This window comes from Shewanella sp., from assembly GCF_048265805.1.
Taxonomy (GTDB): domain Bacteria; phylum Pseudomonadota; class Gammaproteobacteria; order Enterobacterales; family Shewanellaceae; genus Shewanella.
In genome coordinates this window covers 127,068-146,902 of sequence record NZ_JBLXAT010000008.1, presented here as the reverse complement: position 1 = coordinate 146,902, position 19,835 = coordinate 127,068, and the positions used below count along the sequence as shown (strand labels likewise).

Genomic DNA, 19,835 nt, shown 5'->3' with positions numbered 1-19,835 from the left:
CCAGAAATCACTGCCCTGCTACTGTTCACAATTGCAAAACAAAAAAAGCCTGCACAATGCAGGCTTTAATCACATATTGAGCAAAATCAATAGCTTTAAAAATAATCGCGGATTAACAACTCGCCAATTTGTACGCTGTTAAGCGCCGCGCCTTTGCGGATATTGTCCGAGACGATCCACAGGTTGATACCATACTCGTGCGAAATATCTTTACGGATACGGCCAACAAATACCGGATCTTCCCCAGCAGCGTTAGTCGCTGCAGTTGGATAATCGTCATCATCTTCAAACAACACCACACCAGGCGCATCGCGCAATACGGCTTTGACAGCTGCAGCATCTACCGGTTGTAGCGTTTCGATGTGTACGGCTTCAGAGTGACCATAAAATACTGGCACACGGGCTGCGGTTGGGTTCACCAAAATCGAGTTATCGCCGAAGATTTTTTGGGTTTCCCAAACCATTTTCATCTCTTCTTTGGTGTAACCGTTATCCATAAATTTATCGATATGTGGCAACACGTTGAAGGCGATCTGTTTTGGATAAACCTTAGGTTCTGATGGTAAACCTTGCAGCAACTTGGCACTTTGCGTTGCTAACTCTTCAATCGCTTTTTTACCTGTACCCGATACCGATTGATAAGTGGCAACGTTGATGCGACTGATACCAAAATTGTCATAAATGGGTTTCAACGCTACCAGCATCTGAATGGTTGAACAGTTTGGGTTAGCGATGATGTTGCGGTTACGGAAATCCGCAATCGCGTGTGGATTCACTTCTGGCACAACTAACGGAATATCAGCATCGTAACGGAAGTTTGAGGTGTTATCGATAACCACACAACCTGCATCACCGGCAATGGGTGCCCATTTAGCTGAAACGTCACCACCTGCCGAGAAGAAACCGATTTGTGCTTGCGTCCAGTCGAAGGTTTCCACGTCGAGAATTTCTACCTGCTTACCGTGGAAGGTTACCGTGTTACCAGCGCTTCTACTGCTAGCTAACGGGAACAATTTGGCTACCGGAAAGTTACGCTGTTCCAAAACCTCAATCATGGTTTGGCCCACAGCACCGGAAGCACCTAAAACTACAACATTATATTCCTGCGACATTTACCGAACGACTCCTGCAAAACCTAGTTTAGTGAGACAATCTACCTCAGAACCGTCAGTATTTACCAGAGCTAGCGCACTGAATTCTCTTCGATGGCGATGATTTTTTCTCATATTGTCAAATCCATCAGGAATTTGATGAATTTTCCGGAATTGACGGTCATCATCGCGCAAATCGTAAACAAAACGACAGAGTCGTAACAACGCCGTTTGCTCCGGCATTTCGCTTAGACTAAGCTGTTGATACCATGCGGTAGGCAGCAGATCCGTGAGTGATTTATCCACTGAGCGACCTAACAGCTCGCATAAGCGTTGATACAACATAAAGGTGCCCAACGCTTTGCCTTCAAGGCTATAACCCGCAATATGCGGTGTGGCGATATCGACCAACGGTACCAACGCGGCCAAAGGTGTTGGCTCCCCTTCCCACACATCTAATACCACGGGTAGTGGCTGTGACTGTTGTCGAGCCAGTAGCGCGTGGTTATCAATCACCTCTCCGCGACTGACGTTAATCAACCACATATCGGCTTTCAAACGGCTAACCTTTTCGGCATCAAGCAGATGAAAGGTTGCATCAGCACCATCATGAGTAATTGGCACATGGAACGTCAGCGCATCAGCCTGTTCTATCAGCATATCAAGTGAACAAAATTCGCGGCTATCACCGTTGCGCTGCAGTGGCGGATCACACAGCATCACTTTGACGCCCCAAGCATTCAGGCAGCGAGCTACGGCAGAGCCCGTATTACCTGCGCCAACAATACCTACCGTTTTATGGCGCAGTTCGGCACCGTATTTTTCGGCCAATTCTAATAAGGCATTAAATACATATTCGCCCACCGAGGTGGCATTACAACCCGGTGCACTAGCAAATGGAATGTTGCGTGAGGCAAGATAGTCTTGGTCGATATGATCGGTACCAATAGTAGCGCTACCGACAAACTTCAATTGGGTGTTTTGGGCTAACAGCGCTTGGTTAACCTGCGTTACAGAACGCACTAATAACACATCGGCATCGCGTACTTGTTCTGCCGAAAGATGACGGCCATTGACCGCGACAATGTCACCGAAATCCGCAAACAATTCGCGAACATACGGCATGTTTTCATCAACCACCAATTTCATGAGGCGTTACAGAATTTACTAAAGTGGAGCGGCATCTTATCAAGGACGGTGATCAATGTCCCCGCTTGATTAGCTTTAGGCAATAAAAAAGGAAGCCGCAGCTTCCTTCTTAAAACAGCAACTAATGATTAGTCTTGATACTTACGCATCACCAATGTGGCGTTAGTACCACCGAAACCAAAGCTGTTGCTCATTACGGTGGTCAATGCCGCGTCGCGGTATTCACGTACGATTGGCATACCAACAGCCGCTTCATCTAAGGTGTCGATGTTGATTGATGGGGCAATAAAGCCACTTTCCAACATGATCAAGCTGTAGATAGCTTCGTGTACACCTGCAGCACCCAGTGCGTGGCCAGTCATCGACTTAGTTGAGGCGATTGGCGGCACTTTGTCACCGAAGACTTCTTTAATCGCCTCCAACTCACGCACGTCACCTACTGGAGTAGAAGTACCATGAGCGTTGATGTAGTCGATTGGGGTATCTACGTCTTGCATCGCCATCTGCATACAGCGCACGGCACCTTCGCCGCTTGGCGCTACCATGTCATAGCCGTCTGAAGATGCGCCATAACCTACCACTTCTGCATAGATTTTGGCGCCACGAGCCAGTGCGTGTTCCAACTCTTCAACCACAACCATACCGCCGCCGCCAGAGATCACGAAACCATCACGGTCGGCATCGTAAGTCCGAGACGCTTTTTCTGGCGTGTCGTTATATTTGAATGACAGAGCACCCATAGCGTCAAAGCCCATGGTCGATGTCCAGTTGATCTCTTCAGCACCACCGGCAAATACCATGTCTTGTTTACCCATTTGGATCAACTCAACGGCGTGGCCGATACAGTGGGCACTGGTAGCACAAGCAGAACTGATAGAGTAGTTCATGCCTTTAATTTTAAATGGGGTGGCCAAACAGGCGCTGGCGGTGCTCGACATGATGCGAGGCACAATGTAAGGGCCAATACGTTTAACGCCTTTGGTACGCAAAGTATCTGCCGCTTGTACTTGGTTGGCAGAAGATGCACCACCTGAACCAGCAATTAACCCTACGCGAGGATGTGAATACTGTTCTTCGGTCAGATTGGCATCAGCAATCGCTTCTTGCATTGCGAGGTAAGCATAAGCAGCTGCATCGCCCATGAAACGTAATGCTTTACGATCAATCAGCTCAGATGGATCGAGTTTAACGTTTCCCCAGACCTGACTACGCAGTTGCATCTCTTCAAACTGGGCTGAATGCGTAATACCACTGCGGCCTTCACGTAATGATTCAGTCACTTCTTGTTTGTTATTACCGATACTTGATACGACGCCAATTCCGGTGATCACGACTCTTTTCATGTTTTACTATCCATTCCGTACAATTGTGTACATTCAAATTTTGCTGACGCAATGTTAGCTGTTTTACTCTCGACAAGTGGTCAGCTTTCCATGACTCAGGCTAAAATGATGCCTATTTACGACGTCAAAGTCATATATAGCCCTTTAAATTTCCGGTAGTTACAGTGCAAACATTCAAAAACATCCGCACATTTTTGACTCACGCTTTCTGCGGCATTCACTCGCTTGAGTCAATTTTTAAGCAAATTAACCATGCCGACATGGGGCAAGCACCCAATATATTGCTGTTTTTATCAGCAAAAGAAATCCCCATGGCCGAACTGCAGGCGCAACTCCGTCAACGAGTTAGCGCGATACTGCCCAATTTAACGGGCAGCGCTTTGCAACTCGCCCACGCGCTGCAACAAATGACCAGTATGGCACTGAGTAACGGGCAACGCTTTGTTGACGAGCATTTTTATCTGGAAATACACGGCCACCTTAGCCAAACACCATTAACACAACAAGTGTTCGCTGAACCTTTTATCGACTATTGGTACCTCGATGAAAGTGCTACGGCTTTGAGCCAAGCCTGTATTTGGCAGATGGCAGCGATGAGTACCATCACTGCCCGTGTCGAACTCAATAGTATTGACGACGTATTAAGCCACAAATTGATGACGGCAGGATTGCAGCTTGCTAACGCAGATAACGTCGTTGCCATTAACGACACCATTGCGACCAGTGAGCGCGCCGCCCTACGACATCAACAACAGCAACAACGCCTACCGTTTCCCGTATATACAGCAGCAACTGTAACCACTGCGCAGCAAGCGGTCGCCATTATTGGTGCGGGCGTCGCCGGTAGTCAGTTAGCGTTATCGCTCGCCCAAAAAGGTCAATCGACTCACGTGTTTTGTGCGGAAGCAGAAGCGGGAGAAGCAGCCAGCGGTAACCGCCAAGGTGCGCTTTATCCACTATTGACCCCAGAAAGTTCGGTACAAAATGACTTCTTCGTGCAAGGTTTTGAATTTAGCCGCGCGCAAATTACCGCTTTGGCTAGCGCTGAACCTTCCCTCGCCTATGATTTTTGCGGAGTGATCCAAACCGGATTTGATGAGCGTAGTAGACAACGGCTCGATAAAATTTTTGTCGGCCAACCTTGGCCGCAAGAACTATTAACGCAAATAGACAGTACCACCGCTTCACAAATTGCTGGCATCGAATTGAACGAACAGGCGCTCTACTATCCACTCGCGGGCTGGGTATGTCCGCAGCAGTTATGTCAAGCCACGATACGTCAGGCCGCGGCAACTGGACTATGTGAATTTACCGCGAATTGCCACATTGAACGAATTGAGCAGCGCACCGATGGGTGGCTATTGCACAGTGGCCAACAAAGTTTCGGCCCATTTAAGCAATTGGTGCTAGCTAACGGTGCTGGGGTAACCCAATTAGCGCAAACCGCCAACCTGCCTATTTCGCCATTTCGCGGCCAAGTTAGCGAAATCAATACCACCGCCGAGTTATGTCAATTAAAGACGGTATTGTGTGCTAAAGGCTATCTAACACCACAGTGGCAACAGCAACATTGTTTGGGCGCCACTTATCTTAAGGGCGACCGCAGTATCGAAATCCGTGCGAGTGAGCAGCAAGACAACCTAGATAAAATGCGCTTGAGTTACCCTGATCACCATTGGGTTGAGCGTATTGAGATCGGCAACAAAGCGCGTGCTGGCGTGCGAATGGTAACGCGAGACCATCTGCCTATGGTTGGCGCGGCGCCCGACGCCGAGGCTATTTTTGCGCAAGCAGAAGCACTTGGACCGACGCCAGAAAGCATTGATTACTGGCAACACAACGCTGCTCCAGTGATTGAGGGATTGTACCTATTGGCGGGATTAGGTTCACGAGGGATTTGCAGTGGCCCGCTCGCGGCAGAGATTCTCGCCTGTGAATTATTACGTTTACCCATGCCAGTGAATCAACAGGTGCTGGAAGCGTTGAACCCGAACCGCATGTGGATGCGCAAACTGCTAAAAGGCCGCGCCATCCAAAACTAGCGCCATCTGCCAGCGTTTAATTGCTGACAGATACAAAAAAGCCCCAGCGAAATGCACATCACATGGGACTTTTTCTACGCCAGCTTAGCGTGTAACGATTGCCACGCATCCGCGACCAAGCGATAGTCATGGTCTTCCAGCTCTTTGGCCGCCAGCTTCAAGCAGTCTTGCATTTTAGCCTCCAGCGCCACCAAGCTGTGGTCGTCTTCTACTTCAAGCTCTGATAACACCACCGCGAAATGGCCTTGTAGGTAACCGCTAGCAAACAGGGCATCATCATCGCCAGTTACTACAATCTCGCTAATCCACTGTTCGAGCCGTTGCTCATAATGTTCCAACATGTGTCACTCCGCTAAATCCGGATTGGCAACCCGGTACATGACGTAATCCCGGTATCCGGTCACAATTCGATAATAGCCGCACAGCTCGGCATCTAATTCTGGGTCGCCACTATCCACGATTAGTGGCCGACCTTCAAGTGCTTTAAGTTTGGTTTTAGTCGCCACGATGATGATGTTGTCTTTACCAATTTGGCGGATTAGCGCTGGCGATAGCTGTTGGTTACCGCGACCAAGGATATGCCCTTGCCCACCAATTAGCGTGATCACCAATTTGGTTGGTTGATCTTTGCTCGCTTCCAATAGCTGTTTGGCGGTGAGATCGCTGGCTATCAGCTGTTTATCTTGCACTAAATCCACCCCCAACAAGCTGTTAGGTAGACATAAATCTTCCATAATTGCCGCAACGGTTGAACCTGAGCCCATGATAAACAACTCATCTTCCATCTGGTCGATAACCTCGGCGGCAATATCTGCCAACACCAACTCATCGACCTCACGCCCCCCCATTTTGACCGCTTGAATATAACGCGGCTCAGCGGGTACACGCATTTCGCCAAAGCGGCGAGCCTTGACCGTTCCGGCACGAAACGCCACTTCATCAATGTCCATTACGTCTGCTTCCATCAAGCTGACTAACTCGCCTTTCATCAGTAACTCAAGCACTTTACCGGCGGCATGCGGCGTAATGGCATAAACGCCAGAGTGAATTTTCACCCCAGCGGGAACACCGAGTACCACTTGCTGCTCATCGACCACGCTGTAAACATCGCGCGCGGTACCGTCGCCGCCGACAAACAGCAGCAAATCCAACGCCTCTGCGGCAAATGCTTTAACTGCCGCAATGGTATCCGCTGACGTGGTTACTAGTGTTGTACCGCGATAAAGTACATGTGAGCGAAAACCGAGTTCAGTCGCCACTCGCTCGCCAAGTTCGCCAGCGGCGGTAAACAACTCTACCTCGTCGGCGAATGGCAACAACGCCGATAATGCTTGCGCTGCTCGCTGCGGCGCCTTGGCTTCTGCGCCGCGAGCGAATGCTTCCTCGGCTACGCCGTCACTGCCTTTAAGCGCGACGCTACCACCAAGTCCAGCCAGTGGATTGATAATTAGTCCTAAGCGAAATTTGCCTTGTTGCTTCATTGCTCATCCTTCACTCGTTGTCAGCGACCTTAAGAAGCTGTTACCGCCGTTAATCCGCCGCGGCAGTTTCCACTTTACAAGCAGATGTCGGAATAAAATACACCACCACCATCGCCGCTAGCGCACAGCCCGCCGAAAACAGCCACACCGATGCGGCGCCGCTACCGTCGCCCCATATATGGCCGCTGATCCAGTTACCTATTGCCCCGCCTAAACCAAAGCTCATGCTGGCATACAGCGCTTGGCCCTTACTGGCGTGCTCTTTAGCAAAATTGCGGTGCACAAATTGGATCGACGCAGCATGCACTAAGCCAAAGGTAAACGCATGCAAAATTTGGCTAACAACCAAGGCGCCGACATGTTCCGGCATGGTTGCCACTAAACACCAACGAATCGCCGTCATCAACATGCTAAACATCATTAGCGTTTTCAGGTTGAATTGGCGCAGAAGTTTTGGCACCACCATAAACATAAAGATTTCGGCAAAGGCGCCCATAGCAACAAACACACCGGACACCGTCTCGCTGTAACCGACTTTTTTCAAATACAGCACGAAAAAGCCGTAAAATGGCCCAACGCTCGCTTGCAGTAACAACGCGGACAGTAAAAACAATACGATGGCACGGTTAAACACCAGCGGCGTTTTCGGCTTAGCGGTATCGGCAGAACTCAGCGCTTTGCTGGATGGCAGTGGTGCTGAACAGATAAATAATCCGATGAATAGCGCTAAACCGACCCACAACACCATTTCGGCGCCCCATTGATTCACCAACCAGCCAGTAATCACTACCCAGATAATGTAACCAACGCTGCCGTAACTGCGGATAGAGCCGTATCGGTGGGCATTTTTGCCAAGCGTATCCAATGTCAGTACTTCTACCTGCGCCAGAATCGCATTCCAGAAAAAGGTATAGAACGTCAGACTAGCCGCTAGGTACCAAAAGCCACCTTTATAGAAAAAGCTTAAATAGCCAACAGCAGCGGTAAAACTACCGAGTTTGACCAGTTCAGCACGCAGCCCTCGTCGGTCGGCCACCATCGCCCAGATATTAGGCGCGACAATACGTGTGCCCATGAAAATCGCCATCAAAAAGCCGATTTCTGCGGCATCGAAACCACGATGTTCGAAAAACACGCCTAGATAAGGGATTAACGCACCGAGAATGGCGAAATAGAAAAAATAACAACCGGAGAGCCATCGCAATGGTCCTCCGGTAGTGAATAGGTTTGTCATAGTGAGTTAGCTATTAAGAGTTAACGCATTCCCAGCACAGGTGTTGGGCTGTTCACATCAAAGTTTTGGGCGCGGTGACGCAGCAGATGATCAAGCAATACAATTGCCAACATCGCTTCAGCAATTGGCACGGCACGAATACCGACACATGGGTCATGCCGACCTTTGGTGACCACCTCGGTGGTTTCCCCTTGCACAGTGATAGTTTCACCAGGAATGCTAATACTGGATGTTGGCTTTAACGCCATATGCGCCACAATCGGTTGACCAGAGGAGATGCCGCCCAAAACGCCGCCAGCATGGTTAGAAGCAAAACCTGCAGGCGACATTAAATCGCGATGTTCCGAGCCTTTTTGAGTCACCACAGCAAAGCCATCGCCAATCTCAACCCCTTTAACCGCATTAATCCCCATCAAAGCATGGGCAATATCGGCATCAAGCCGATCAAATACTGGCTCACCTAGACCGACAGGGACATTAGTTGCTACTACGGAAACTTTGGCGCCAATAGAATCGTGCGCTTTACGCAAGTCACGCATGTAGCTATCCAGTTGCTCAACTTTGCTAGCATCGGGAAAGAAAAAGTCGTTCTGTTCGATCTGATCGAAGTCGATAGTTTCAGCGATAATAGGGCCAAGCTGTGACAGGTAACCGCGGATCTCTACCCCAAAATGACTTTTAAGGTATTTCTTCGCGACCGCACCAGCGGCAACACGCATTGCTGTTTCCCGGGCAGATGAACGGCCGCCACCGCGATAATCACGCGTACCGTACTTTTGCTGATAAGTATAATCGGCATGACCGGGGCGGAATTGGTCTTTGATGTTGGAGTAATCTTGACTGCGTTGATCGGTGTTATTGATCAGCAAACCGATAGAGGTGCCGGTGGTTTTGCCTTCGAAGACGCCAGACAAAATTTTCACTTCATCTGGCTCACGACGCGCAGTGGTGTGACGCGAAGTGCCGGGGCGGCGACGATCAAGATCGTACTGCATATCAGCTTCGGTCAATTCAAGCCCTGGTGGACATCCATCAATAATGCAGCCAAGGGCTACACCATGACTTTCTCCAAACGTGGTTACTACAAAATTTTGACCAATGCTGTTTCCTGACATCTAGCTACTCCACCCCTCTATCTATATTGCTTTATGAATTACTCGCTATCGCGATATGCGGCAAATGCCGCTTGGTGTTCAATCAATTGATCGCGACTTAACACAAATACGCCATCGCCGCCGCGTTCAAAGCTGACCCATGTAAATGGCACATCTGGATATTGTTCCATCAAGTGCACCATCGAGTTGCCCACTTCGACGACCAACAAACCATTTTCGGTAAGGTAATCTGCCGCATTTGCCAGAATCCGCTTGGTCAAATCTAAGCCATCAAAGCCCGAGGCTAAGCCGATTTCAGGCTCATGGTGATATTCATCTGGCATGTCAGCGATATCTTCAGCATCCACATAAGGCGGATTAGACACAATCAAGTCATACTGAGGGCCTTTTGGCAAAGCAGAAAACAGATCAGATTGCATTGGATAAACACGATCCATCACGCCGAGTGTCTCAATATTGATTTGTGCGACTTCTAACGCGTCTTCGCTAATGTCCAAAGCATCCACTTCGGCATCGTCAAAGGCGTAAGCACAACCAATAGCAATACACGCACTGCCGGTACACAGATCCAATACACGATTCACTGGCTTGTTGTACAACCATGGACTGAATTGATTTTCAATCATCTCTGCTATTGGTGAGCGAGGTACCAATACCCGCTCATCAACGTAGAACTCTAAACCAGCAAAGGTTGCTCGATGGGTAAGATAAGGAACGGGGATACGTTCACGAACGCGGCAAATAATCAGCTCGACAATTTTATGTTTTTCGCTGCTGGTAAGATTGGCATGCAGCACTTGTGGGCCGATCTCCTCTGGCAGATGCAGAGAATGGAATACTAATGAAATCGCTTCATCCCACGCATTGTCGGTTCCATGACCATAATAAATCCCTGCGTCGTTAAAACGACTCACCGCCCAACGTAACATGTCAGCAACGGTGCGCAGCTCTGTGACTGCTTCATCAACAAAAATCTTGTCCAAAATACCACTCCGGGATGCTCATAACCGCCCCATTGTAACTGAACTCTGTTCAGAAGGAACAGAATTCAATAAAATGCCGCCATGAACGAAGAATCCGATGACAATGGCGAAGCCGAATTTGCCAAATTATTGCGCGGAGTCAAGCCATTACAGCAAGACACGCTGCACTTTCGGCCGCCCAAAAAATCCCGCAGACAGATTGTCGACCACAAAGCTCGTAAACAAGCAGATGTGACCTTTTCCGATATCTATCAACCGTTGCTGCCCAGCGAAGGGCCGATGCGCTGGCATAGAGAGGACACCGAAGCGGTGGAAGTTAAAAGGCTGCGTCGTGGTGACTACATACCTGAGTATTTATTAGACTTACATGGGATGCGCCAAGCGGAAGCTAAACGGGAAATTGCCGCCGTTATCCAAGCTTGCGTTCGCGAACACGCCCCCTGCTGTTGTGTAATGCACGGCCATGGCACAGGTATACTCAAGCAACAACTGCCGTTGTGGTTAGCACAACATCCCGACGTAAAAGCGTTTCATCAAGCGAATAAAGAATGGGGTGGCGATGCCGCGTTGCTGGTGTTGATTGATGTTGGTGACCATCCGCATAAGCGTTGATAACAATACAACCTGGTGAAAAATAGATATGAAAAAGCGCCCGTAATAGGCGCTTTTTTTAACTGCTATTGATAGCTTATTGCTACGCTGACCATCAATGGCTGGCAATCAGGCCAAATCCGATTAAGCAATACCGTGCGGTGATTGTTGCCACATGAGCGATGCGTGTTTGCCCATAAAATCAATCATGGCAACAGAAGACGTCGCAAATAACGGCGGTTCAATTCCTGGTACAAGTTCACTCACCATATAACCCAACAACGGCATGTGAGATACCACCAAGACATTATGCGCTTTAAATTGCTCGGCATAGGCTAACACTAAACGCGACGACATATCAGGATCTGCCGCGGGTACTAACTCGTCCAGCACTTTCACCTTTTTCGGTGTCACAAAATGGGTAGCGACTTCATTCCACGTTTGCATGGCACGCAAATAGGGACTGACTAACACCAAGTCAAACTCGGTAGTACTATTCTTAAGCCACTCACTCATCATGCCGGAATGATGCACACCAGCGTCTGTCAATGCACGTTCTCGATCGCTACGCGCATGATGTTCTGCTTCCCCGTGCCGCATTAAAAATAGCTGCATATACCACTCACTGCTGACGTTCTGTTTTTATTATGACCGCTTATTGTAGTCTTTTCTCCTGCGGGAACAACCGTTGTTTACTTTTTGGTGGTTTAATGCACTAGCTTCATTTGCCAAGCGGCTGATTCGGCTCCATTATAATAGGCATTGCATGTGACTGAGATTTGACTTTTGACGCCAATTAACGACGTTATTACCAGCCCGAACGATCCACGAGGCTATCGCTTTATTTGCTTATCCAATGGCATGAAAGTGATGCTCGTAAGTGATAGTGATGCCAGCCAAGCAGCCGCCTCTGTTGCGGTCAACGTGGGCCATTTTGATGATCCGGTTGAACGTCCCGGTATGGCGCACTTTCTCGAACACATGCTGTTTTTGGGCACAGAGAAATATCCTGACGCCAGCAGTTTCCTTGAGTTCATCAATAATTATGGTGGCAACAATAATGCTTGGACGGGAACTGAGCACACCAACTTTTTCTTTTCAGTGGCGGCAGAAGTCTATCCAGAAGCGCTAGACCGCTTCAGTCAATTTTTTATTGCACCGCTGTTCAATGAAGAGTTGGTAGACCGTGAGCGTCATGCGATTGAATCTGAGTTTCGGCTTAAGCAGAAAGACGATATCCGCCGTGTCTATCAAGTGCTGAAAGAAACGGTTAATCCTGCCCATCCTTTTTCAAAATTTTCTGTCGGCAACCTACAAACATTAGCTGGTGAACCACAGCAACTCAGAGCAGAACTGGTTGATTTCTATCGCACACACTACAGCGCAGAGCTGATGACATTGTGCCTAGTAGGTCCACAGTCGCTTGATGAATTGGAAGTACTCGCCCATCAATACTTTGCCCTTATTCCTCACAAGACGTTGCAAAAGAACTACCCCGATACGCCACTACTGAGCGAAAACGAACTGGGTAAATTGATCACTATTTTGCCACTTAAAGAGCAAAAGAAATTAGGCATCAGTTTTAGTATTCCATCGATTAGCGGCCAGTATCGTCAAAAACCGCTGACCTTTATTAGTCACCTGCTTGGTAATGAGTCAGAAGGCAGTTTGTTATCGTGGTTGAAAAACAAAGGATTGGCGGTGAACTTATCTGCCGGTGGCGGCATTCAAGGTTATAACTTTAAGGAATACAACATCAGTGTGCAGTTGACTGAAAAAGGCCTGCTGCATTATCAAGACGTGGTAAACGCCTGCTTTGCTTATATACAGTTAATTGCCACCCAAGGCATCGAAGCGTGGCGCTACCAAGAACGCAAAAACTTGCTAGCACTGTCGTTCCGCTACCAAGAACAAGTTAAAGCGATGGATTTGGCGAGCCATCTCAGCATGAACTTACATCACTTCGCACCCGAAGATGCGATGTGGGGTGATTACATGATGCAGCGCTTTGATGTAGCACTGATACAGCAGATGCTGGCATTGATGACACCAGAAAATATGCGGCTGCAGTTAGTGGCCAGCGATCTCCCTGCGGATCAACAAGCGGATTGGTACGACACGCCTTACGCCGTTAACGACATCGATAGCGACCTGCTACGCAGATGGCGTAGGCCCAAAATCCCAACAGGAATGCACTTACCTGCCGCCAACCCCTTTATTGTGGCAGATAGTTTGGTGCGACATGAACAAGATGTTACGGACGTACCAGTAATCGTTGCTGAAGGTGCAGGTTTTCGTATTTGGCACAAAAAGGACAACGAGTTTAATGTGCCAAAAGGCCATCTTTATCTATCACTTGATTCAGCGGAAGCAGCCAAAAGCGCGCGTCATGCCGCGCTCACTCGTCTCTATGTGGAATTACTGCTCGATCATCTGGCCGAATATACCTATGCCGCTGAAGTTGCAGGCTTAAGTTATAACATCTATCCCCATCAAGGCGGCATCACGCTACATCTTACAGGCTATACTGGCCAGCAAGAAAAACTGCTCGCAGTATTGATAGAAAAAGCCAAACGCGCCCAATTTTCCGCAGAAAGATTTCAAAATATGAAATCACAGCTATTGCGCAGTTGGTACAACCACGCTCAATCTAAACCGATTTCACAACTGTTTACCGCCCTGACCGTAACGCTGCAACAACGGGGTTATGATCCGCAAAAAATGGCCTTACAACTTGAAGAATGCTCGTTTGACGATTTACAGCAGCACGTAGAAGCTTTCTTTGAAAAAATTTATCTTGAGGGATTGGTCTATGGCGACTGGCTGGCAAGCGAAGCCAAGACGTTATCCAAGAAATTACGCCATATTCTGTCGTTAGTTACCTCGCCAACCAGCGAATCAAGCCGTGAGCTCGTTAACTTAGCAGGGCGCGGCACCCTACTCCGCGAACTGGATATTAATCATCAAGATAGTGCGATTATCGTGTACTACCAATCTGAAAATGCAACGCCAGCCGAAATGGCATTATTCAGTTTGCTGAACCATACGATGTCATCGCCTTTCTTCCACGAATTACGTACCGAAAAACAACTGGGCTACATGCTGGGCACGGGGTATCTGCCGTTGAATCGCCATCCAGGTATTATTTTTTATGTGCAATCTCCCGTAGCAGGCCCGACACAGCTGCTAGAAATTATCGATCAATTCATCGCTGATTTTAATTACGCCGTTATGCAGATCACCAACACCCAGTGGGAAAGCACTAAAGAGGGATTGGTCAATCAAGTGATGGAGCACGATGCCAACCTAAAAACACGTAGCCAGCGTTATTGGGTCAGCATTGGTAACAAAGACTATCAATTTAACCAGCGAGAACTGGTGGTATCAGAAATTAGCCAACTGACTCGTGCGGATTTGATTAAATTTATGATGCAAAAAATGCGCACTAAAGCAGCAGACCGACTGGTGCTATTTAGTACAGGAGAACAACACCAAGATAATGGCAGGACACCAGATGGCAAAGCTATCAATGATCTTCGTGCATTTAAGCAGACCAGCAACAATTTCGATTTTTAGCCAGAACGCCGGAATTGACAACGAAAAATGGAGATAAAAGTATCAAACTAAACAGTTTCTTATGTTATCTAAACGTTTACTTTTGACAAACTGATTACTTTCTGAAACAGTGAACAATTACTGACTTGGCATCAACAACATAAAGACAAGAACTATGCCGATTAAGACTTTTTTTGGGTTGTTATTTTTTATTCAACTTACCTTTTCGGCCGCCGTTTGGGCCAATAATGAAGATACTGATCAGGTAGCACCATCAACCTCAGAAATCACTGCTGATGACCTGAACCCAACAGTCATGCTTAACGTCGATAATTATGGTGTATCTGAAGGGCTATCTCAAAGCATTGTGACCTCTGTCGCCGAAGACGATGAGGGCTACATCTGGGTGGGGACCATCAACGGGCTTAACCGATTTGATGGCAAGTCCTTCAAACAATTCTATGTCAATGACGGCTCAGGGCTAGACAGTTCTTTTATCAAAGCACTCTACTTTGATAAGTCTAAGCAACAGCTATATGTAGGTACAGATAAAGGGCTTCAGATTTACAAAGCGCAACGTGAATCATTCGAGCGAACAGAAATTAACGAACCTGTTATTAATATTAGTCTCTACAAAGAAAATCTTAAAATTTTCGTAGAAGGGAAAGTTATAACTTTAATAAAAGATGAGCTTTCTACACAAAATTTAGAGATAGAAGATGTAAAAAGTGCAAAATGTTTAGAAAATGATTATTACGTACTAGACTACAGTGGAAACCTGTACAAGAATGATAAAAAGATTCGCTCTGATGTAATTGATATTGACTCAAATGAAAAAAACATTTTCTACTTAAAAAGCAATGCCATATACAATGAAAAAAATGAACTAATAAACCGTTATGAAAAAAAAGTTAATGCGTTTAGGTTAGACAATAACGTTATAGAAGCATTTCAAAGTGAATATATAAAATACATTAATTTGGATGATCATTCTTCATATAGTGAAAAAACACCAAAAATCAGTTTTTTTAAAAAAAATGTTATTAAAAAACTAACATCCGGCTTGTTCATTTCGAACTATAATAATGGATTCTCAATGGTTTGGAATGACAGAAATATCATAAGAACTATACCATTAAATCATGAAAATGTTTGGTCGATAAGAAAAAATAAAACATATCTGGCTATTGCAAACCAAAGTGAAAACATAAAAATATACAATAAGAATCTATCACGTCTAGTATTGTCTATTGATTCACATAAGCGTGGTGCAAAGACTATCGAACTTACCGAAAAAAATTTGTATGTAGGTTCGACTAACGGGATCGACATATTTAAAGTAAGTGAAAATAATAAATTATTGCCACATCCTGTTTTAGAAAAAAGACTCCAGACTGCCCCATCTTCATCTATAAGGAAATTTAATGACACTATTTATGTAGGAACTATTTACGGTGACATCATAGTATTAGATGACAACGAAAAAAAAATAGTGGCGAGATTTTCAATCGGCAAGAAAGATCCTATCTTTGACATCTTTCCAAGAAAAAACGGAGATATATATGTAGCAAGTCAGTCAGGAATTTATGTTTTATCAGGAAGCAACATATCGCACATATATAATTCAGACCTTGTATTCTCACTATCTGAATATAAAAATAGAATTGTTTTTGGGACTAGTAACAAATTAGCAAGCTTAACAGACAATAACGATATAACTGATGTTTACTCCACAGGGAAACCTATATTTTCTATAACTGCAGATCATGACTTACTTGTAGCTACGTCGGTAGGTGAGACTCTAATAATCAATAAAAATAACATACTACCTATAGGTAAAAATTTTGGTTCTCAAGAAGAGTACAACTCTCAGTCTGCTATAAACTATGACGGTTACTTTTTATTTGGTGGAATTGATGGCATAAGTCTTTTATCTAAAGAAAACTTCCTTATAAAAATATCATCAAAGAAAAAACCTACTCCAAAAATAACATCATACTCTCTATTTAACACGCCAGTAAATTCCAAATACAGTTTAGAATTTATACTACAAAAAAAAGAATTATCTCTTAACTATACTGATTACCCGTTCACTTTCTTCTTCAGTTCTCCTGGAAGAAGTCAGAGTACAATGAATTATTTTTATCGAATGAAAGGTTTATCCGACATTTGGATATCCAGTAACGGTATGGATAATGCAACATACACAAACCTTTCTCCAGGGGATTACGAATTTCAACTGTATGCGCTAGACCCATTAACTGGAGAGAAGGGAGATATTGAACATTATAGTATTAAAATTCGCCCACCGTTCTGGATGAGCATCGAAGCCAAAGCACTCTACGCATTAATACTTATTCTAGTAATAATTGCTATATTTAGAGCCTACTTAAGGAAAAGAGCGGTACAACGTCAAATAGCCCAAAGTGAAGAGCGCCTTAAACTCTCGTTATGGGGTAGTGGCGATGAAATGTGGGACTGGGATATTGAGTCAGGGAAAATATATCGTTCCAATATCTGGGGGGCGTTAGAGTTCCCGCAAGATGGACAGAGAGCCCCTCAATCTGGAAAGAAAAGTAATATCCATCCACAAGATATTGACCGTGTAAAAGATGCCCTAGATAAGCACTTTAATGGCGAGACAAATCACTTCGAAGCGACTTACCGTGTGAGAGGTAATACTGGTGAGTGGCTATGGATACTCGATCGTGCAAAAATTGTCGAAAGAGATGATAAAGATAAGCCGCTGCGTATGACCGGTACGATCAAAAACATCAATAGTTTTAAATCGACTGAAGAGCAGCTAAAACTATTTGAGCGCGCAATCGAAAATATTTCTGAAGGTGTCTTTATCCTAGATACCCGCTTCCACTTTGTCGAAGTCAATGATGCAACTTGTGATATCACAAAATGTGTCAAAGAACAGCTTATTGCCACACCACTATATTTTTCTAAATACTCTGATGAATACAACCGCCAAATCATGATCTTGCTGCAACAACAGGGGCGCTGGATGACCGAGATAGAGGCGGTAAGAGGCGATGGCACCGAATTTCTAATGGAGCTAAGCATCGATGCCATTTATGATGAAGTCGGCGAACTCACTCATTTTGTTGGCGTATTTTCCGATATTTCATTACGTAAAAAACAAGAAGCGGAACTACGTCGCCTAACGAATACCGACTTACTCACAGCATTGCCAAATCGCTCTAGCCTGCTAGTGACATTAGAAAATCTTGTAAAGAAAGATACTCATCATACCTTGATGATGATGGACCTTGATAACTTCAAAAAAATTAATGATTCATTGGGCCATCAAATTGGCGACCAGTTATTGAAGTTAGTCGCCCAACGCCTCAGTAACATTATCCCTAAACACACTACCCTCTACCGTTTGGGTGGTGATGAGTTTGCGCTATTAATTGATAAGAGCTCAGACATCGCAGCAAGCGCAATCATTGCCAATGAAGTAATTGAAGCCTTTAGAGAGCCGTTCTCATTAGCCGGTGAAATCCTAGTTGTCGGCGTCAGTATTGGTATTGTGCTCTATCCGGAAGATGAACAAAACGAACAAGCATTACTCAGGAAGGCTGATATTGCGATGTATCATGCAAAATCCGCTGGCGGTAATCGCTATCAATTCTATTCAGAGTCGTTAAATCGCAACGCTCTTAGACAACTAGAAGTAGAGAGCCTCATTCGCGAAGCGCTACGCGACGATTTGCTGGAAGTATATTTCCAGCCTAAGATCCATGTGGCTTCAGGCGAACTGGCTGGCATGGAAGCATTAGTCCGCTTAAATCATCCCATTCATGGGTTAATATCCCCAATTGAGTTTATTCCGCTGGCGGAAGAAACAGGCTTAATTGTTGAAGTGGGTGATGTCGTCTTACGAAAGGCCTGTTTTGCCGCACAGGCTTGGCGGGAGCAAGGGCTGTTTAACGGGCGCGTTGCTGTCAATTTATCGTCGCGACAATTTGCCTTACCCGACCTGCAAGCACGTATTGAGTCAATTTTACGTCTTACCAAATTACCTGCCAGCAATTTAGAATTGGAAATTACCGAAGGTACCGTCATCAGCCAGCCAGAAAAAGCTATAAAAGTCATGCATCAACTGGCAAATATGGGCATCAGTCTCGCACTTGATGATTTCGGCACCGGATACTCATCTCTTTCTTACCTAAAACGTTTTCCTATTCATACACTTAAGATAGACAAAGCATTTGTAGATGATATTGATAAATCCGATCGTGACCTTAAAATGGTCGATTCTATCATCACTATTGCTCACAACATGGGACTGAGAGTTGTTGGTGAGGGTGTTGAGCACTCTGAACAGCTTAGTATTTTAAAAGCATTAAATTGTGAGGAAATACAAGGATTTATTTATAGCAAAGCCATTTCAGTTAGAGATTTCACCAATTATCTGCAAGAGAAAGCAAACTCTGCGGCTAAGGACGGAGCACTAACTAAAAATCAGAAGATTTAAAAGTTGGCATAGCATGTGCTTTTACTCTATTCAGAGAAGAACCAATCTAGTTCTTCATATACCAATAGAGAGAAAATGCTATGAATAAAGGACTGTTAGTTAGCGCTTTTTTATTAACCTCTTTTTCATCACTTGCTGCGACACCAAGTATTGAAATTGAAACCACTGATATCAGTGTTGAAATTCAGCAACTCGATAATCTGCAAAAGGAAACTGTAAGTGCTCCGCAAAAATCTGTTGAGGTTGCAGGGGTGCCATATATCAAGTTTAAACCAGTCGAAGTTGCTGGCGTGCCATACATTAAGTTTAAACCACTTGAAGTTGCCGGCGTGCCATACATTAAGTTTAAACCAGTCGAAGTTGCCGGTGTCGGATACATCAAATTTAAACCTATTGATGTTGCTGGCGTGGGCTACATCAAGTTCAAACCTATTGACGTTGCTGGCGTGGGCTACATCAAGTTCAAACCTATTGACGTTGCTGGCGTGGGGTACATCAAGTTCAAACCAGCTGCAGACGCTAACGTTCAAGTCGCTTAAGGTTTAACCCTATGTTTAATAGAATTAAAAAGCTGTTCGGTTTAACCAAGCAACAACGTAAGAAAGTCGAGTTGCCTCAGGGACTGATCGAACTAGAAGTTGTAAATGCTAAGGGTTGGTGGAATTAGTTTGTTTCTAATTAATGCGCTAACGAAATACAAAAAGGGGAGCTATCGCTCCCTTTTTGACATCTTAGGTTCGTTGAACAATGCTGCCGAGCCTA

General features: G+C 45.7%; 14 protein-coding genes. 5 read left to right on the top strand and 9 right to left on the bottom strand.

All coding sequences use genetic code 11. The features are described 5' to 3' along the window. Window positions 1–95: 95 nt before the first annotated feature. The 3 genes from ACN0TT_RS08010 to fabB form a co-directional block, all read right to left on the bottom strand. Complete coding sequence (locus ACN0TT_RS08010; RefSeq protein WP_417761621.1) at window positions 96–1,112, bottom strand: aspartate-semialdehyde dehydrogenase; 1,017 nt, start codon at window positions 1,110–1,112, stop codon at window positions 96–98. Continuing rightward, window positions 1,113–2,240 carry a 4-phosphoerythronate dehydrogenase gene (locus tag ACN0TT_RS08005; protein ID WP_417761620.1) on the bottom strand — a complete coding sequence of 376 codons (1,128 nt, stop codon included), beginning with the start codon at window positions 2,238–2,240 and terminating at the stop codon, window positions 1,113–1,115. 128 nt (window positions 2,241–2,368) lie between these two features. Then, the gene (gene fabB / locus ACN0TT_RS08000; RefSeq protein WP_417761619.1) at window positions 2,369–3,583 is read right to left on the bottom strand and encodes a beta-ketoacyl-ACP synthase I; all 1,215 of its coding nucleotides are present in this window, start codon (window positions 3,581–3,583) and stop codon (window positions 2,369–2,371) included. 311 nt (window positions 3,584–3,894) lie between these two features. Here fabB and mnmC point away from each other — a divergent pair, with 311 nt between their 5' ends. After that, complete coding sequence (gene mnmC / locus ACN0TT_RS07995) at window positions 3,895–5,625, top strand: FAD-dependent 5-carboxymethylaminomethyl-2-thiouridine(34) oxidoreductase MnmC (RefSeq protein WP_417761618.1); 1,731 nt, start codon at window positions 3,895–3,897, stop codon at window positions 5,623–5,625. A 74-nt stretch (window positions 5,626–5,699) separates the two neighbouring features. On the opposite strand, the gene ACN0TT_RS07990 is transcribed toward mnmC, so the two are convergent. From ACN0TT_RS07990 to prmB, 5 genes are read right to left on the bottom strand one after another with little or no spacing between them, the layout of a single operon-like run. Further along, a complete protein-coding gene (locus tag ACN0TT_RS07990) occupies window positions 5,700–5,966 on the bottom strand; it encodes a YfcL family protein (RefSeq protein WP_417761617.1) in 267 nt (88 codons plus the stop codon). Between the two features lie 3 nt (window positions 5,967–5,969). Then, a complete protein-coding gene (locus ACN0TT_RS07985) occupies window positions 5,970–7,106 on the bottom strand; it encodes an ATP-NAD kinase family protein (protein WP_417761616.1) in 1,137 nt (378 codons plus the stop codon). Window positions 7,107–7,155: 49 nt separating this feature from the next. Next, window positions 7,156–8,340, bottom strand: coding sequence for an MFS transporter (locus ACN0TT_RS07980; RefSeq protein WP_417761615.1), 1,185 nt, complete (start codon window positions 8,338–8,340; stop codon window positions 7,156–7,158). 20 nt (window positions 8,341–8,360) lie between these two features. After that, window positions 8,361–9,455, bottom strand: a complete 1,095-nt coding sequence (gene aroC / locus ACN0TT_RS07975) for a chorismate synthase (RefSeq protein ID WP_417761614.1) — start codon at window positions 9,453–9,455, stop codon at window positions 8,361–8,363. Between the two features lie 38 nt (window positions 9,456–9,493). Continuing rightward, entirely contained in the window at window positions 9,494–10,438 is a 945-nt protein-coding gene (gene prmB, locus ACN0TT_RS07970) for a 50S ribosomal protein L3 N(5)-glutamine methyltransferase (protein ID WP_417761613.1), read from the bottom strand. Window positions 10,439–10,519: 81 nt separating this feature from the next. Between prmB and smrB the strand changes: the two genes are divergently transcribed. Next, window positions 10,520–11,050 (top strand): endonuclease SmrB, encoded by a 531-nt coding sequence (gene smrB / locus ACN0TT_RS07965; protein WP_417761612.1) that lies wholly within the window; start codon window positions 10,520–10,522, stop codon window positions 11,048–11,050. Between the two features lie 123 nt (window positions 11,051–11,173). Here the strand turns inward: smrB and sixA are convergent, their stop codons facing one another. Then, on the bottom strand, window positions 11,174–11,644 hold the full coding sequence (gene sixA / locus ACN0TT_RS07960) for a phosphohistidine phosphatase SixA (RefSeq protein ID WP_417761611.1): 471 nt from the start codon (window positions 11,642–11,644) through the stop codon (window positions 11,174–11,176). A gap of 171 nt (window positions 11,645–11,815) precedes the next feature. Between sixA and ACN0TT_RS07955 the strand changes: the two genes are divergently transcribed. From ACN0TT_RS07955 to ACN0TT_RS07945, 3 genes are all read left to right on the top strand, one after another. Then, window positions 11,816–14,605 carry an insulinase family protein gene (locus tag ACN0TT_RS07955; RefSeq protein ID WP_417761610.1) on the top strand — a complete coding sequence of 930 codons (2,790 nt, stop codon included), beginning with the start codon at window positions 11,816–11,818 and terminating at the stop codon, window positions 14,603–14,605. A gap of 154 nt (window positions 14,606–14,759) precedes the next feature. Then, window positions 14,760–19,073 (top strand): EAL domain-containing protein, encoded by a 4,314-nt coding sequence (locus tag ACN0TT_RS07950; RefSeq protein ID WP_417761609.1) that lies wholly within the window; start codon window positions 14,760–14,762, stop codon window positions 19,071–19,073. A gap of 80 nt (window positions 19,074–19,153) precedes the next feature. Beyond that, window positions 19,154–19,612, top strand: coding sequence for a hypothetical protein (locus ACN0TT_RS07945; RefSeq protein ID WP_417761608.1), 459 nt, complete (start codon window positions 19,154–19,156; stop codon window positions 19,610–19,612). Window positions 19,613–19,835: the final 223 nt, after the last annotated feature.

What these genes read in the sequence shown, in the direction of transcription:
- smrB (WP_417761612.1), top strand. Translation starts at nt 10,520, where the DNA reads ATGAACGAAGAATCCGATGACAATGGCGAAGCCGAATTTGCCAAATTA.
- ACN0TT_RS08010 (WP_417761621.1), bottom strand. Translation starts at nt 1,112, where the DNA reads ATGTCGCAGGAATATAATGTTGTAGTTTTAGGTGCTTCCGGTGCTGTG.
- ACN0TT_RS07990 (WP_417761617.1), bottom strand. Translation starts at nt 5,966, where the DNA reads ATGTTGGAACATTATGAGCAACGGCTCGAACAGTGGATTAGCGAGATT.
- aroC (WP_417761614.1), bottom strand. Translation starts at nt 9,455, where the DNA reads ATGTCAGGAAACAGCATTGGTCAAAATTTTGTAGTAACCACGTTTGGA.
- ACN0TT_RS07980 (WP_417761615.1), bottom strand. Translation starts at nt 8,340, where the DNA reads ATGACAAACCTATTCACTACCGGAGGACCATTGCGATGGCTCTCCGGT.
- ACN0TT_RS07985 (WP_417761616.1), bottom strand. Translation starts at nt 7,106, where the DNA reads ATGAAGCAACAAGGCAAATTTCGCTTAGGACTAATTATCAATCCACTG.
- mnmC (WP_417761618.1), top strand. Translation starts at nt 3,895, where the DNA reads ATGGCCGAACTGCAGGCGCAACTCCGTCAACGAGTTAGCGCGATACTG.
- ACN0TT_RS07945 (WP_417761608.1), top strand. Translation starts at nt 19,154, where the DNA reads ATGAATAAAGGACTGTTAGTTAGCGCTTTTTTATTAACCTCTTTTTCA.
- fabB (WP_417761619.1), bottom strand. Translation starts at nt 3,583, where the DNA reads ATGAAAAGAGTCGTGATCACCGGAATTGGCGTCGTATCAAGTATCGGT.
- ACN0TT_RS07950 (WP_417761609.1), top strand. Translation starts at nt 14,760, where the DNA reads ATGCCGATTAAGACTTTTTTTGGGTTGTTATTTTTTATTCAACTTACC.
- ACN0TT_RS08005 (WP_417761620.1), bottom strand. Translation starts at nt 2,240, where the DNA reads ATGAAATTGGTGGTTGATGAAAACATGCCGTATGTTCGCGAATTGTTT.
- sixA (WP_417761611.1), bottom strand. Translation starts at nt 11,644, where the DNA reads ATGCAGCTATTTTTAATGCGGCACGGGGAAGCAGAACATCATGCGCGT.